The sequence below is a fragment of the Oceanobacillus manasiensis genome, assembly GCF_000724085.1.
GTDB classification, from domain to species: Bacteria; Bacillota; Bacilli; order Bacillales; family Amphibacillaceae; genus Oceanobacillus_B; species Oceanobacillus_B manasiensis.
In genome coordinates, this window is record NZ_CCDL010000002.1 from 437,852 (window position 1) to 452,338 (window position 14,487).

Consider the following 14,487-nt stretch of genomic DNA (forward strand, 5'->3'; position numbering starts at 1 on the left):
ACTCGGTTAATATAAGCCTTGTCATCAAAAGAAAGTGATGGCTTTAAGTATAAAAAAAGGCAGATTGGTAAACAAATGATGATAGTTTCATTTTGTTAGCTAATCTCGATTGAAATGATTTGGGAGGAGGTGAATGTCATGAACAAAACAGACTTAATTAATGCTGTAGCAGAAAAAAGCGATCTTTCTAAAAAAGATGCGACAAAAGCAGTTGATGCAGTTTTCGAATCTGTCATGGATTCACTAAAAGACGGTGAAAAAGTACAACTAATCGGATTTGGTAACTTTGAGGTACGTGAACGTTCAGCTCGTAAAGGGCGTAACCCACAAACTGGAGAAGAGATTGAAATCCCTGCAAGTAAAGTTCCTGCTTTTAAACCAGGTAAAGCCCTTAAAGACAGTGTAAAATAATTTTACATAGGGCGAAGGGAGAGGATACGCTTAGGCGTATCCTTTTTTTCTTCATTTTATCTTTTTATACTTAATAGGTAGTACCTGTTTGTTTGACAATACAGGATAGATGGTAGATTATTTTAATGAGAATGCTAAGGAGGAATAAATATGGATGATTCAACAGCTAAATCAGACTTTTTCGTTATAAAGGCCTTGGAAGATGGTGTCAGTGTAATTGGATTGACTAGAGGAACAGATACTAGATTCCATCATTCCGAAAAGCTTGATAGAAATGAAGTGATGATTGCCCAGTTTACAGAACATACCTCCGCGGTAAAAGTTAGAGGCAAGGCAATCATACAGACTAGCCATGGGGAGATCGAAAACTCATAGCTACTATTTTATCGGGTTGCTTGATTATCGATATCGCGCTTAACTTATGCTATAATAACAAAAGCATTACTGAAACAATGAAAGGGCTATGGTGATATTTTAATGACTGCAAGATTGGACATTTACCACCTAACAAAGCTAATCCGCGAAAAAATGAAACATTCATACCTATATAAACATATTGAGAAGCCCGTACTTGATCAATCTAAGCTTATTCTTTTAACGGATATAATAGATCACACAACCCTAACTAGTTCACAAAAAGAAAGCTATATCATTACTACAATGCTCGTTCAAGTGGCACTAGATACACATGAAAAAGTACCTGTCACTAGGAATGTAGATGAAAACAGAGATTCCAAAGTAGCTGGTCAACTTAAAGTGCTAGCTGGTGACTATTATAGTGGTCTCTATTATTTACTTTTATCAGAAATAAAGGAAATAGAACTTATACATAAATTGGCAAATGCCATTAAAGAAATAAATGAAAATAAAATGCGGTTATACTATAATGAAGCAGCTACCTTTGTAGAGTACCTTGACATCCTTGCAAACATAGAATCATTACTTATTTCAAGTGTGGCAGATTTCGTTAATGACACTACGTATAAAAGTATTTGCAAGGAATGGGTCTTAACAAACAGGTTAATACAGGAGAAACAAAACTACATGGAATTTGGTATGTCACCACTACTCGACGCGGGAAAGTATTTCACAGATAAAACCACAAGCGAAAACGAACTTTCTATGGTAAACGACATAATAGAAAAAAACTTAAATAAGCTTTCTCTTTTCATGGGGAACGATATACATAGGGAAACCATGCTTGGACATGCAATCCAGCATACCCTTAAAGAATACAGTACTATATCGGAAGAAGGATAGACATATGAAGCCAGAACAAACAAAAGAAGAACGGGTACATCACGTTTTCGAAAAGATATATGGAAAATACGACAAAATGAATTCCATCATTTCCTTTCAGCGTCATAAATCCTGGCGGAAAGATGTCATGCGCAAAATGAATATGCCAGAAGGATCACATGTGCTTGACGTTTGCTGTGGTACAGGAGACTGGGCAATATCTTCAGCAACAACTGTAGGTCCAACTGGAAAGGTTATCGGATTGGATTTCAGTGAAAATATGTTGTCAATCGCAAAGGAAAAGAAGAAAGAGTTACAATTAAGTCAACTGGAACTTATACATGGAAACGCAATGGAGCTACCATTCGAAGATAATTCATTTGATTATGTCACGATAGGATTTGGCTTGCGCAATGTACCTGATTATGCAACAGTGCTGAAAGAAATGTATCGAGTAGTTAAACCTGCCGGAAAAGTAGTGTGCTTGGAAACCTCTCAGCCTACTTTACTAGGTTTTCGTCAGCTATACTATCTATATTTCCGTTTTGTCATGCCATTACTAGGTAGGTTAATGGCTAAGAGCTACAAGGAATATGCATGGTTACATGAATCTGCAAAAGACTTTCCAGACAAACAAAAACTCAAACAATTATTTTACCAGGCAGGCTTCTCTCAAGTAGAAGTGAAGAGTTATACTGGCGGGGTAGCTGCAATGCATATGGGCCATAAATAATAAAATGTAAACTGAATTAATAAATTTATACTTTTTAAGTGAAGTTAAAGGTGACACAAATGAAGCTAGCAAGAATTTATAGTTTTTTAAAAAAAGATTTGGATATAATTGAGGATTCACTCAACAAGGTTTTTCAAGCGGAGCATCCTGTTTTGCATGATGCCTCAACAGAGCTTTTAAAAGCAGGTGGAAAAAGAATTAGACCTGTTTTTGTAATTCTCTCAGGGCAATTAGGACAGTATCAGTTAGAGCGGGTTAAAACGGTTGCCGTTTCGTTAGAACTTATTCACATGGCTACTTTAGTTCACGATGATGTTATTGATGATGCTTCCTTAAGAAGGGGGCAGCCAACTATACGAGAGCTATACGGTAATAGGGTTGCGATGTACACAGGCGATTATATATTGGCTAGAGCACTTGAAGAAATAACACAAATTAAGGATCCATCTGTTCATCAGCTTCTTTCTCGGACAATTGTGGAAGTTTGTGTCGGAGAAATTGAACAGATTAAGGACAAATACAATTGGGAGCAAGGGTTGCGTGATTATTTACGACGTATAAAAAGGAAGACAGCACTTCTAATTGCGACTAGCTGTCAACTGGGTGCAATAGTTTCCGGTTTATCGAGAGCTGAGGCTAATAATCTTTATAAATATGGCTATTATATTGGAATGTCCTATCAAATTATTGACGATATATTAGATTTCACTTCTAATGAAAAAGAATTAGGCAAGCCTTCAGGGAGTGATCTATTACAGGGGAATATAACATTACCTGTCTTATACGCGATGAAGAACGAAGCCTTTTATAATACTATTAATACAGCTAAACATTCTAAAGGAGCTATTCATAAAGAACAGATTGGTGAAATTATATCTGCTTTGAAAAATACAGATGCCATTGAGCAATCGTATCGTTTAAGCGAACTTTATTTACAGAAAGCGTTAAGGTCTCTGGAAAATCTGCCAGAAGGTCGTGCAAAACATACCCTACAAGAAATTGCTAAGTATATCGGTAAAAGACGCTCTTGATAAATCTATTGTTATTTTTCAAAAAATTTGATAGAATTTTTAAGGTAGTCTATTAAGCCTATACATATTAGAGGGGTGAAATGATGGAGAAGACTTTTTTAATGGTAAAACCTGATGGTGTACAACGTAACTTAATTGGCGAGATTTTAAATCGCTTTGAAAAAAAAGGCTTTAAACTCGTTGGGGCAAAATTAATGTTAGTTACAGAGGACTTGGCAAAAAGTCATTATGCTGAGCATAAGGAACGTCCTTTCTTTGGGGAACTGGTTGAGTTTATCACCTCGGGTCCAGTGTTTGCTATGGTATGGGAAGGGGAGAAAGTAATTCCCACTGCAAGAGAGTTAATGGGTAAAACAAATCCTCTTGAGGCTTCACCAGGCACAATTCGAGGTGATTTTGGAATGTCAGTCGGTAAAAATATTATCCATGGTTCTGACTCTCCTGAGAGTGCTGAACGAGAAGTCGCGTTGTTCTTCAATGAAAGCGAAATCATTTCTTTTGACAAACAGGATAGTGCTTGGATTTATTAAGCAATAAGCAAAAGCCTCCGTTTTATATACGGAGGTTTTTCATATTAAAAAAACAAAGCTTTTGTGAAAGAGGAATAAACATGATAGATGAATATGTTGGTTTCACCGCAAATATTAAATCAAAACTTGGAATTGATCTCAATTTATATAAAGAGGCACAGATGAAGCGACGACTTACTTCTTTACGTAATAAACGAGGGTTTTCAAATTTCAAGTCTTATTTTGAGGCAATGAATCAAGAAGAAGTTTTACTTAATGAGTTCATAGACCGAATTACCATTAATGTATCTGAATATTACCGTAACCCTAAACGCTGGGTAGTATTAGAAAAAGAAATATTTCCGGCTTTGTTAAAAAAGACAAAGAAACTATCTATCTGGAGTGCTGCATGTTCAACAGGTGAGGAACCCTACAGCTTGGCAATTCTTTTAAATGAACATTTTCCTCAGCTAGATTTTCAAATTACTGCTACTGACATTGATCTGAACGCTTTAGAAAAAGCAAAACAGGGAGTATATAGCGAACAATCTTTAAAAGAGCTGCCTAACAAGTTAAAAGAAAAGTTTTTCCGTGAGCAACATGGCTTATATTCAGTGAAACCAGTACTCAGAGAAAAGATCTTATTTAAACAGCATAATTTATTAGCGGATAGCTATCCAAAAAACATGGATTTAATTGTGTGCAGAAATGTTTTAATTTATTTCACTGATCCAGCAAAGGAAACAATATATCATAATTTCAGTGCCTCACTAAAAAAAGGTGGCTTTCTGTTTGTAGGAAGTACTGAACAGATCTTTAATCCTACTTCTTACGATATGAACTTAAAGGACACTTTTTTTTATGAAAAACTATAAGAAAGTCTTTTTTAGCATAAATAAACCATTTCCTAATTTTTTTACCACAATTCAGCAAGATGTGTTATAGTAGTTAGAAAAATCTTAAAGGAGTATGTATATGCGCTACTTAACTGCAGGAGAATCACACGGAAAGCAATTAACTACTATTATTGAGAATATCCCGGCTGGAATGCCACTACAAAAAGAAAATATTAATGAATCTTTACTTCGGAGACAAAAAGGCCATGGACGTGGCAAAAGGATGCAGATTGAAAAAGACCTTGTGGAAATTACAAGTGGTGTAAGACACGGGTTTACACTTGGTTCTCCTTTATCTTTAGTTATACATAATGATGATTTCAAGCATTGGGTCGATATTATGGGTGACGATCCTATAGAAGAAGACGCAAAAATCAGAAGAGTCATTACAAGACCAAGACCTGGGCATGCTGATTTGAATGGTGCCTTAAAATATGGCCATCGGGACATACGTAATGTACTAGAACGCTCTTCAGCGCGGGAAACAGCTGCCAGAGTTGCAGCAGGAGCTGTAGCCAAAACATTACTTAGACAACTAGGTATTGAAATTTCTTCATATGTTAGGGAAATTGCTGGAATTGTAGCAGAGGAAAAACCTGATCTTACAATGGAAGAGAGACAAAATATTGCAGAAGACTCCCCTGTAAGAGTCCTGGATAAAGAGATAGAACAGCCTATGATGGATGCAATTGATCAAGCGAAGAAAGAAGGGGACTCGATCGGTGGTGTTGTTGAAGTCTATGTGGAAGGCATGCCTGCCGGTATAGGTTCCTATGTACATTTCGATAGAAAGCTTGATAGTAGAATTGCAGGCGCTGTGGTAAGTATTAATGCGTTTAAAGGAGTAGAGTTCGGTCTTGGCTTTGAAGCTGCTCGACTTAATGGTAGTAAGGTACATGACGAGATAGCTTGGGATGAACAAAAGGGGTATTATCGTAAAACAAACCGTCTTGGAGGGTTTGAAGGTGGAATGACCACAGGAATGCCTCTAATTGTAAAAGGTGTCATGAAACCAATCCCGACTCTTATGAAAAAACCATTGCAAAGTGTTGACATTGATTCTAAAGAACCTTTCAAAGCAACAGTAGAGAGATCTGATGCATGTGCCGTTCCTGCAGCAGCAGTCGTTATGGAACACGTGGTGGCCTTTGAATTGGCTAATGCTATCACGGAGCAATTTACAAGTGATCAATTCTCTCAACTGAAGAAAGCAATGGAGGATTATAGAGAAGAAATTAGGTGTTTTTAATGGAAGAGATCGTAGTCAAATCAAGCATGCACGATTACACCATTAGCATGGGAGAAGGAATACGATCTCAGCTCAATGGTTTTCTCAAAAAAGATTATTCATCTATTTTAATCGTGACAGATGATAAAGTTGGAAATTTATATTTAGATGATGTTTTAGCAGGATTTAATTTAAAAGAGAACATCTTTTACACAATAATTAAATCAGGAGAACAATCGAAAGACATTGACACGTTTTATCGCTTGCATACCATTGCTCTGGAAAAGGGGTTGGATAGAAATTCTTTAGTGGTAGCACTAGGGGGCGGGGTTATAGGTGATCTAGCAGGTTTTGTTGCTGCAACATTTATGCGAGGTGTAGATTACGTCCAAATGCCAACGACTATACTAGCGCATGACAGTAGTGTAGGGGGCAAGGTTGCCATTAACCATGCATATGGGAAAAACCTTATAGGTAACTTTTATCCCCCTGTTGCAGTTGTTTATGATATGGAAACATTAACAACACTTCCCAAAGAGGAAGTGCGGTCTGGTTACGCCGAATTAGTCAAAGAAGCATTGATAACAGATCAAGCCAGTTTAAACAGTGTTCTAGAGGCCAATTTAAATAGACTTGCAATTAGCCAGTTAAGCATTCATTTAAATTCAGGAATTAGGACAAAATCCTTTATCGTACAACAAGATGAAAAAGAAGCAGGTGTGCGAAAATACCTCAACCTTGGTCATACACTTGGACATGCGCTTGAATCCTACCACGGTTATGGAAAACTAACTCATGGTGAAGCAGTAGCTATCGGAACATTATTTGCACTGCATATTAGTGAAGACATTTTTACCATCAAGCTTCCATATGAAGAGGTTTATAGTTGGATGAATTTAAATTACTACCCATTAAACGCTAATTTAATTGAAGATTCAGATGCTTTAATAAAAAAAATGAAAGCAGACAAAAAAACGGTGGATACTAAGATTCAAATGGTATTATTGGAATCTGTAGGAAAACCAGTAAATAGAATCGTTTCAGATGAAGCACTAAAAGACTATTTACATTCATTTTCAAAAAGGTTGGTGAAAGCATGACACGTGGCATAAGAGGTGCAACAACAGTAAAAGAAAATGAAGCAACTACCATGATTGAAAATACACGTCGTCTTATAGAAGAAATGGTTCAAACCAATAACATAGTCCCAGAAGATATTTCTCATGTGTTTATATCAGTTACAGGAGATTTAAATGCTACCTTTCCGGCAAAAGGTTTAAGAGAATTGCCTGGTTATATGTATGTACCTGTTATGTGTATGTCGGAGATTGACGTACCCGGAAGTCTAACTAAGTGTATTCGCATTATGATGGTTGTCAATACACAAATCGACCAATCTGGCATCAATCATATTTTTCACAATGAAGCAATAAAGCTACGTCCTGATCTAACAGAGAAAGGGGCTACCTGACTCATGCAAGGAAAAAAAATACTAGATAAGTTGACTCCGTATCAACAAGGAAAGCAAATGAAAGAAATTAAGGAAGCTTATGGATTAGAGAAAATTGTAAAACTTTCATCGAATGAAAATCCATACGGCTTTTCACCAACTGTGAATGCATTTTTCAAAGAACAGCCTATTGACTTTCATATATATCCAGATGGCTATACCGCTGAGTTACGGACAGCTATAGCGGAAAAGTGTGATGTGTCCGAAAATCAAATTCTTTTTGGCAGTGGATCGGAAGAAATTGTACAAATGTTGAGTAGAGCTTTTCTATATCCTGGTGTCAACGTAATTATGCCGACACCTTCTTTCCCTCAATACAAACACAATGCTTTGATTGAAGGAGCGGATATTAAAGAAATCTCTACAATTAATGGGTATCATGATTTAGGTGCAATGCTTGAAGCAATTGATGAACAAACAAATGTCATTTGGCTTTGTTCTCCAAACAACCCAACTGGTAGTGTTATCGAGAAAGAGCAACTATACGACTTTCTTGATAAGTGTCCGGAACATATTGTGGTGGCGTTAGATGAGGCATATTATGAGTATATGGAGAGTGAAGAGGATCCTGAGGCGATCAAGTTACTCTCTCGCCATCCTAACCTCATTATCTTACGAACGTTTTCTAAAGCGTATGGATTGGCGGGGCTACGAATCGGATATGGAATCGCCAATGCTAAACTTATTCGAAAACTTGATGTTATTCGTGGTCCATTTAATACCACTTCCATTGCACAAAAAGCTGCACTCCTGGCATTAACTGATAACACTTTTATCAAAGAAACGTATTCAAAAAATCATGCAGTCAGAAAATCATTCGAGGCATTCCTTGATGAACTTGGCTGGGGATATATTCCGTCCCAAACGAATTTTATGCTCGTTTCCACACCTGTAAGTGGAATGGATGTGTTCCAACATTTAATTGAAAGAGGGTTTATTGTTCGACCGGGCGAGCTTCTAGGTTGTCCAGGAACAATTAGAATGACATTAGGGACAGAGGAAGACATGGAAGGAATTAAACAAATATTAAAAAGCTATAACGATCAACTAAAGAAGGAGCATACATTGTGAAACGAGTAATCGTAGTGGCAGGCTTAGGCTTAATTGGCGGATCCATTGCGAAAAGTGTGATTCGTGATAAAAATTATTATGTTATAGGTTATGACACCAATGATGAGACGCTCCAATTTGCTTTGGAGATGGGAATGGTTCATGAGTCAGCTACAGACTTAATGACAGTAGCCAAAAGAGCTGACTTTATTATACTTGCAGCACCAATTTCACAAACAATTGAATTAATGAAGCAGCTTGATAAAGTGGAGTTTGAGAAAGACATTATCGTTTCAGATGTCTCTTCTGTAAAAAGGCCCGTAATGGAAGCAGCAGAAAAATTAAAAAACCAACGCTTACACTTTATTGGTGGACACCCTATGGCGGGGTCACATAAAAAAGGGATTCAAGCAGCAAAGGCGCATTTATTTGAGAATGCTATCTATGTACTTGTTGCTGCAAAAGCAGTACATACGAATCAAGTTAATCAATTAAAGGGAGTCTTAGCATCTACGAATAGTAAGTTTATCAAACTTAATGCACAAGAACATGATGAAATGACAGGGGTAGTGTCACATTTTCCACACCTTATTGCCTCTTCACTAGTCCATCAGGCAAGAAAGTGGCAAGAAAAACATTCTTATTTGCCTAATCTTGCTGCTGGAGGATTCCGTGACATAACGCGAATCGCTTCAAGTAATCCAGTTCTTTGGCAAGATATATTCCACCATAATCGAGAAAAAATGGTTCAATTACTAGATGAGTGGATTACGGAAATGTCATTTCTAAAACAACTTGTTGAGGAAAAAGATAAGGAGACGATGGTCACTTATTTAGATAATGCTAAAACTTATCGCGATGGGCTTGGAAATAAAGAGAAGGGTGTTATCCCTTCTTTCTACGATCTTTATGTAGACATCCGTGATCAAACAGGAGCCGTTGCGAAGGTAACACAACTACTAGCGGACCATTCTATCAGTATAAATAATATACAAATACTTGAAATAAGAGAAGGAATCACAGGTGCACTAAGGTTATCTTTTTCCTCACAGACATTTTTAGTACAGGCTAGTGAACTATTAACTGAGCATGGTTATGAAACGATGGTTGAGAAATAAACACTATAAGAACAGGAGGCATATCTATTATGGAAAAGCGATTGAAATCTGTAAATAATCCTCTCCAAGGCGAAATAGAAGTACCTGGAGATAAATCAATCTCCCACCGTGCTGTAATGTTTGGTTCTATGGCTCATGGCGTCACACATGTGCGCCACTTTCTAGAAGGGGAAGACTGTATGCGAACAGTAAAGGCCTTTCAGGATATGGGTGTTTCCATTAGCAAGAGGGAGGATGAACTTATAATAGATGGCAAAGGGATCACAAAACTTACAGAACCGGAAAAACAGTTGGATTTTGGAAATTCAGGAACCACTGCCAGATTAATGCTCGGTGTCCTTGCGGGAATGAATTTTAACACAGATATTTATGGCGATGCTTCCTTAACAAAACGACCAATGGATAGGGTAGTTAACCCGTTAAAACAAATGGGTGCAAAAATAGAAGGACAAGATTCTGGTAGATTTTTACCATTATCGATTATAGGCCAGTCGTTAACCGGGATCGATTACACGCTTCCTGTTAAAAGTGCTCAAGTAAAGTCAGCAGTATTGCTTGCAGGTTTGCAGGCAGAGGGAGAAACTACTGTTAGAGAATCTAATCTAACCAGGAATCATACCGAGACAATGCTACAGGCTTTTGGGGCTTCTATAAAAACGGAAGGCCTAAAAACAACTGTAACAAATCATAATAAATTAGTTGCTACAGACGTATACGTCCCCGGGGATATTTCATCGGCTGCTTTCTTTTTAGTAGCTACAGCTATCGTGCCTGGTAGTAAATTGACATTGCGACGTGTTGGTTTAAACCATACACGAACTGGAATACTGGATATCATTCAAAAGATGGGTGTTAAAATAACAATCCTAAATGAGAAGACTCTAGGCGGTGAAAGCTTTGGGGATATTGTCGTAGAAGCTGGTAATCTAAAAAGTGTAACAATTGAAGGTGATATGATTCCAAGGTTAATTGATGAAATCCCTATACTTGCTTTACTCGCAACACAAGCTAAAGGAACGACAGTGATAAAGGATGCAGAAGAATTACGCGTTAAGGAGACAGATCGCATAATGGCAGTTTCTAGTGTCTTAAACAACTTAGGAGCTTCTATAGAAGCTACTGAAGATGGTATGCTCATCCATGGCAAGACTGAACTACAGGGAGGGGAAGCTGCTTCCTTTAATGACCATCGTATCGCCATGATGAGTGCAATTGCTTCATTAATTACAGTTAAAGATGTTATCATTGATGATATATCCTCTATTGCAATATCATATCCAAGCTTTTTTGAGGATTTGGAGCGGATCAAATAATTTATTAACCCTATATTGTCATAAAAGAATCTGCTACATGCAGGTTCTTTTATTTACACAGTTAAAATCTAAGCCAAGATAGTTACTAAGTGCAAGCTAATAGATACATTGTTAAACTACTAGTAAAATTATCAACCTCTGGTTTTCTAAGTGTGTAGCATTTGGTTATAATGATAAAGGCCGGTCAGGAAAGGATGCGTAATATATGGAAACAATCATGGAAGCTGTTAAATTAATGGAAGCAAAGCAATCAGAAAAAGCAATGCAACTTTTGGAAAGTTATTTGCCAACTGCGGACTCTGAAGAAAAGTATACAATTGCAGAATTATATATTCAGTGGGGATTTTTAGACGAGGCAATCCAAATCTTGGATGAGCTACTGCAACTGTTTCCGGAAGAGAGTGAGTTAAAAATTACGTTAGCTGATATCTATATTGAATTAGAAAATGACGAAGCAGCCATCGAATTATTGAATGAGATAAAAGAAGATGATGAAGCTTATGTTCAGGTACTAATTCAGTTAGCTGATCTTTATCAAGCACAAGGATTGTTTGAGGTAGCTGAGCAAAAACTATTAAATGCCAAACAGGTTGCTCCTAATGAGCCTATTATTGACTTTGCACTAGCTGAGCTTTTATTTTCTATTGGTGAATATCGAGGCGCTACCACTTACTATGGTAAAGTAGCGAGCATGGATATTAAAGAGCTAGCAAATGTATCAATAGATGACCGTAGAGCAGAATCACTTGCGGCATCAGGCGAATATGAGAAAGCATTAGAAATTTATCAGAGCCAAGAGATGGAAAACTCGGACTCACTTTTCAAATATGGTATTACAGCAAATCAAGCTGATCGTAAAGACATAGCTATTAAAGCATGGGAACGTGTTGTAGAAACAGATCCGTATTATCATACGGTGTATCATAAGCTTGCAGCTGCATATGAAGAGGAAGGTATGGAAAAAGAAGCATACGAAACGGCGATAAATGGACTAAAATATGATGAATTTAATAAAGAGCTTTATTTTATGGCAGGGCAGTTAGCACACAAGCTTGATAAAAATGAAGAAAGTGAGAAATGGATACGCGAAGCAGTGGCAATAGACCCAGACTATAAGGAAGGAGTCCTATTTTTAATCGAACTGCTAAAAAATAATGAGAATTTTAAAGGAATTATTGAGCTTGTTGGCGAAATTAAAAGTACAGGAGCCAGTGACCCACTATATGAATGGGAACTTGCCCGAGCTTATAATGAAGCAGAATTATATAAAGATGCATTAAACCATTATAAGGAAGCATATAATAGCCTTAATCAAGACAGTGACTTCATGAAGGAGTATGGTTATTTTCTTACAGAGGAAGGGAGGATCCAGGAGGCAATACCAATTTTAGAAGCCTACATGGTGCAACAACCCTTGGATGATGATGTGGAAGGATTTTTAAGTCGCTTAAAACAAGCGAATACAGAAGCGTAATGTAATGCAAGAACAGATAATTGAAGGGGGACTGAAAATATATGCAAACTCCTATTTCCATACAAGATAAAAAAGGATTTCTTCAGTGGTTTCTTAATCATTATCAACTGAAAAAAAGAGAAAGTGTATGGATCTTAAATTATTTGGTCAATCATGATGAAATTCTGGCAAATGTTCATTTCGTAAGAGAAGCAAAGTTTTGTCCAAGAGGTATCATTATGACGAGCCACTGTTCCGAAGAGACACCTTTTCGATTTTACAAAAACCAATTGGTGACCACAGATGCTGAAAAATCGTTCCATGACATTCGCCTTAACCATAATGAACCTCTATATTTGCAATTAAATTTCAAGAAATCTTATCAAAATGCAGCATACGTGGCAGTATTGGAAGAAAATCCGTATATTCCGGACGAATATTTTATCACGGAAAAAGATCAACAGATTGCTGAAGAGCTTTTAGAACAATCCATATATACATTTAAGCGAAGTTATTTAACCCAAGAGATCGACATAGCTCTAGACAGGATGGATCAGAAGAGATTTCTACAACTTTCAAATGAATTAAAAAAACTAGAAGACTCTTTTTCCCAAAATCAACCATTGCAAGAGCAATAGGTTGATTTTTTTTATTCCATTAAGATAAGATTTATGTAAGCTTAATCATATCAATCGTTATTTTAATGATATTATAACTTGTTAAGTTGCTGGTTAAACGAAGTACTTTTAGTATTTACTAATTTCGATTAATCTAAATGTTAGAAGATATGTAGAGTGTGATCTACGTAAACAACTTACTACAAAAATGAGAAAGATTAGTGAGAGGATGATGAATAACAATGAAATGGAAAAAGAATGATATAGCGCAGTATATAGAGGCGAAAGAGTACATAGACAGCGTGCTTATCCCCCTTGTACCTTTTCAGGTGTCAGACGAAAATGCATTAACAACAAGCACCTTTCAGAGTGAGGTGATTTATATCCTTGCTAATGAAATTGAAAAAGAGCTAACAGGGAGGGTATTGTTAACACCAACTTATCATTACTTAAAAAATTCTAATAAAGAGACAGAGGTAGACCGTCTGAATTATTGGGTTCAGGATGTTAAGCAGCAGCCGTTTGAACATGTTTTTTTCATTACCTTTGACTCAGGGTGGAAAAAGCTAGAAAAAGAGTTGGACGGAACATTGCTCTGGCTTCCTGGAAGTAAAACTGGAAACCTGCAATCTGTTGAAATGAGAGCACTTATTAAAGAACAAGTAGAACAGTTAGGAGAATTGATCCGGTCCTATTGGGTATGATATAGATGTATGCATTTTCATCTTAAACAGTTAATTTTGTTATTAGGCTGAATATTTATTGACCGGACAAGCAGTTTGCGCTATCATGGTAATGTCCTAGTAATATGATAATTAACTAATAATTGTCCCGTGATTAACGTAAAGAGGGGGGAAACAGATGAGTGAGAAAAAGCAACAAGTATCCCGTAGACAGTTTTTAAATTATACGCTTACAGGCGTTGGCGGATTTATGGCTGCTGGTATGCTAATGCCCATGGTTCGTATGGCAGTAGACCCAGTCCTTAAAGAGACTGGACATGGTGGGTTGACCAATGTCAGTCTTGCAGTTGAGGATATCACCACAGATCCACAAAGGATCGATTGGAAGGTCGAACAAGTGGATGGATGGTACGAGTCTGAGGTTAGCAGGTCTGCGTGGGTATTCAAGGATGAAAATGATGAAATTCAAGCTTTTTCCCCGATATGTAAACATCTAGGATGTGTCGTATCTTGGGAAGGTAATGAATCCTATCCGAATGAATTCTTTTGTCCTTGCCATAATGGACGCTATTATAAGAACGGGGAAAATGTACCAGGGACACCACCACTAGCACCGCTTGATGTTTATGAACAAGAAGTTAGAGATGGTATGTTATTCCTTGGTGATGCAATTCCTAAAGGGGAGGCGTAATAATT

The 14,487-nt window shown here is 37.1% G+C and carries 17 protein-coding genes; all 17 read left to right on the forward strand.

The genetic code is table 11. The annotated features are described in order from the left end of the window. Positions 1–138 precede the first annotated feature (138 nt). The 17 genes from BN985_RS11410 to BN985_RS11490 all read left to right on the forward strand — a co-directional run bounded on the left by BN985_RS11410 (position 139) and on the right by BN985_RS11490 (position 14,482). Positions 139–411, forward strand: a complete 273-nt coding sequence (locus BN985_RS11410; protein WP_036572809.1) for an HU family DNA-binding protein — start codon at positions 139–141, stop codon at positions 409–411. Positions 412–561: 150 nt separating this feature from the next. Beyond that, the gene (gene mtrB, locus BN985_RS11415; protein ID WP_042223587.1) at positions 562–786 is read left to right on the forward strand and encodes a trp RNA-binding attenuation protein MtrB; all 225 of its coding nucleotides are present in this window, start codon (positions 562–564) and stop codon (positions 784–786) included. A 102-nt stretch (positions 787–888) separates the two neighbouring features. Then, positions 889–1,671 (forward strand): heptaprenyl diphosphate synthase component 1, encoded by a 783-nt coding sequence (locus tag BN985_RS11420; RefSeq protein ID WP_052360675.1) that lies wholly within the window; start codon positions 889–891, stop codon positions 1,669–1,671. 4 nt (positions 1,672–1,675) lie between these two features. Continuing rightward, positions 1,676–2,383 carry a demethylmenaquinone methyltransferase gene (gene menG, locus BN985_RS11425; protein WP_042223588.1) on the forward strand — a complete coding sequence of 236 codons (708 nt, stop codon included), beginning with the start codon at positions 1,676–1,678 and terminating at the stop codon, positions 2,381–2,383. A gap of 59 nt (positions 2,384–2,442) precedes the next feature. Further along, complete coding sequence (gene hepT / locus BN985_RS11430) at positions 2,443–3,414, forward strand: heptaprenyl diphosphate synthase component II (protein ID WP_042223589.1); 972 nt, start codon at positions 2,443–2,445, stop codon at positions 3,412–3,414. 83 nt (positions 3,415–3,497) lie between these two features. Continuing rightward, positions 3,498–3,944, forward strand: coding sequence for a nucleoside-diphosphate kinase (gene ndk / locus BN985_RS11435; protein ID WP_042223590.1), 447 nt, complete (start codon positions 3,498–3,500; stop codon positions 3,942–3,944). Between the two features lie 80 nt (positions 3,945–4,024). After that, positions 4,025–4,798 carry a CheR family methyltransferase gene (locus BN985_RS11440; protein ID WP_084157532.1) on the forward strand — a complete coding sequence of 258 codons (774 nt, stop codon included), beginning with the start codon at positions 4,025–4,027 and terminating at the stop codon, positions 4,796–4,798. A gap of 100 nt (positions 4,799–4,898) precedes the next feature. Beyond that, the gene (aroC, locus tag BN985_RS11445; protein ID WP_042223591.1) at positions 4,899–6,068 is read left to right on the forward strand and encodes a chorismate synthase; all 1,170 of its coding nucleotides are present in this window, start codon (positions 4,899–4,901) and stop codon (positions 6,066–6,068) included. Further along, complete coding sequence (aroB, locus tag BN985_RS11450) at positions 6,068–7,147, forward strand: 3-dehydroquinate synthase (protein ID WP_042223592.1); 1,080 nt, start codon at positions 6,068–6,070, stop codon at positions 7,145–7,147. Before aroC ends, aroB begins: the two co-directional genes overlap by 1 nt. Beyond that, entirely contained in the window at positions 7,144–7,518 is a 375-nt protein-coding gene (gene aroH / locus BN985_RS11455; RefSeq protein ID WP_042223593.1) for a chorismate mutase, read from the forward strand. Before aroB ends, aroH begins: the two co-directional genes overlap by 4 nt. 3 nt (positions 7,519–7,521) lie before the next feature. After that, positions 7,522–8,628 (forward strand): histidinol-phosphate transaminase, encoded by a 1,107-nt coding sequence (gene hisC / locus BN985_RS11460; RefSeq protein ID WP_042223594.1) that lies wholly within the window; start codon positions 7,522–7,524, stop codon positions 8,626–8,628. Further along, positions 8,625–9,725, forward strand: a complete 1,101-nt coding sequence (locus BN985_RS11465) for a prephenate dehydrogenase (protein WP_198029999.1) — start codon at positions 8,625–8,627, stop codon at positions 9,723–9,725. Before hisC ends, BN985_RS11465 begins: the two co-directional genes overlap by 4 nt. A gap of 29 nt (positions 9,726–9,754) precedes the next feature. Continuing rightward, positions 9,755–11,038 carry a 3-phosphoshikimate 1-carboxyvinyltransferase gene (gene aroA, locus BN985_RS11470; protein WP_042223596.1) on the forward strand — a complete coding sequence of 428 codons (1,284 nt, stop codon included), beginning with the start codon at positions 9,755–9,757 and terminating at the stop codon, positions 11,036–11,038. A gap of 205 nt (positions 11,039–11,243) precedes the next feature. Next, positions 11,244–12,512: a tetratricopeptide repeat protein gene (locus BN985_RS11475; RefSeq protein WP_042223597.1), complete on the forward strand. Its 1,269-nt coding sequence runs from the start codon at positions 11,244–11,246 to the stop codon at positions 12,510–12,512. Between the two features lie 41 nt (positions 12,513–12,553). Beyond that, positions 12,554–13,129 (forward strand): ReoY family proteolytic degradation factor, encoded by a 576-nt coding sequence (locus BN985_RS11480; RefSeq protein ID WP_042223598.1) that lies wholly within the window; start codon positions 12,554–12,556, stop codon positions 13,127–13,129. A 221-nt stretch (positions 13,130–13,350) separates the two neighbouring features. Beyond that, positions 13,351–13,812 (forward strand): YpiF family protein, encoded by a 462-nt coding sequence (locus BN985_RS11485; RefSeq protein WP_042223599.1) that lies wholly within the window; start codon positions 13,351–13,353, stop codon positions 13,810–13,812. Positions 13,813–13,969: 157 nt separating this feature from the next. Continuing rightward, the gene (locus BN985_RS11490) at positions 13,970–14,482 is read left to right on the forward strand and encodes a QcrA and Rieske domain-containing protein (RefSeq protein WP_042223600.1); all 513 of its coding nucleotides are present in this window, start codon (positions 13,970–13,972) and stop codon (positions 14,480–14,482) included. The last annotated feature ends 5 nt before the right edge of the window (positions 14,483–14,487 follow it).

Excerpts from the sequence above, each read along its gene's own strand:
- BN985_RS11410 (WP_036572809.1), top strand. The coding sequence starts at position 139 with ATGAACAAAACAGACTTAATTAATGCTGTAGCAGAAAAAAGCGATCTT.
- mtrB (WP_042223587.1), top strand. The coding sequence starts at position 562 with ATGGATGATTCAACAGCTAAATCAGACTTTTTCGTTATAAAGGCCTTG.
- BN985_RS11420 (WP_052360675.1), top strand. The coding sequence starts at position 889 with ATGACTGCAAGATTGGACATTTACCACCTAACAAAGCTAATCCGCGAA.
- menG (WP_042223588.1), top strand. The coding sequence starts at position 1,676 with ATGAAGCCAGAACAAACAAAAGAAGAACGGGTACATCACGTTTTCGAA.
- hepT (WP_042223589.1), top strand. The coding sequence starts at position 2,443 with ATGAAGCTAGCAAGAATTTATAGTTTTTTAAAAAAAGATTTGGATATA.
- ndk (WP_042223590.1), top strand. The coding sequence starts at position 3,498 with ATGGAGAAGACTTTTTTAATGGTAAAACCTGATGGTGTACAACGTAAC.
- BN985_RS11440 (WP_084157532.1), top strand. The coding sequence starts at position 4,025 with ATGATAGATGAATATGTTGGTTTCACCGCAAATATTAAATCAAAACTT.
- aroC (WP_042223591.1), top strand. The coding sequence starts at position 4,899 with ATGCGCTACTTAACTGCAGGAGAATCACACGGAAAGCAATTAACTACT.
- aroB (WP_042223592.1), top strand. The coding sequence starts at position 6,068 with ATGGAAGAGATCGTAGTCAAATCAAGCATGCACGATTACACCATTAGC.
- aroH (WP_042223593.1), top strand. The coding sequence starts at position 7,144 with ATGACACGTGGCATAAGAGGTGCAACAACAGTAAAAGAAAATGAAGCA.
- hisC (WP_042223594.1), top strand. The coding sequence starts at position 7,522 with ATGCAAGGAAAAAAAATACTAGATAAGTTGACTCCGTATCAACAAGGA.
- aroA (WP_042223596.1), top strand. The coding sequence starts at position 9,755 with ATGGAAAAGCGATTGAAATCTGTAAATAATCCTCTCCAAGGCGAAATA.
- BN985_RS11475 (WP_042223597.1), top strand. The coding sequence starts at position 11,244 with ATGGAAACAATCATGGAAGCTGTTAAATTAATGGAAGCAAAGCAATCA.
- BN985_RS11480 (WP_042223598.1), top strand. The coding sequence starts at position 12,554 with ATGCAAACTCCTATTTCCATACAAGATAAAAAAGGATTTCTTCAGTGG.
- BN985_RS11485 (WP_042223599.1), top strand. The coding sequence starts at position 13,351 with ATGAAATGGAAAAAGAATGATATAGCGCAGTATATAGAGGCGAAAGAG.
- BN985_RS11490 (WP_042223600.1), top strand. The coding sequence starts at position 13,970 with ATGAGTGAGAAAAAGCAACAAGTATCCCGTAGACAGTTTTTAAATTAT.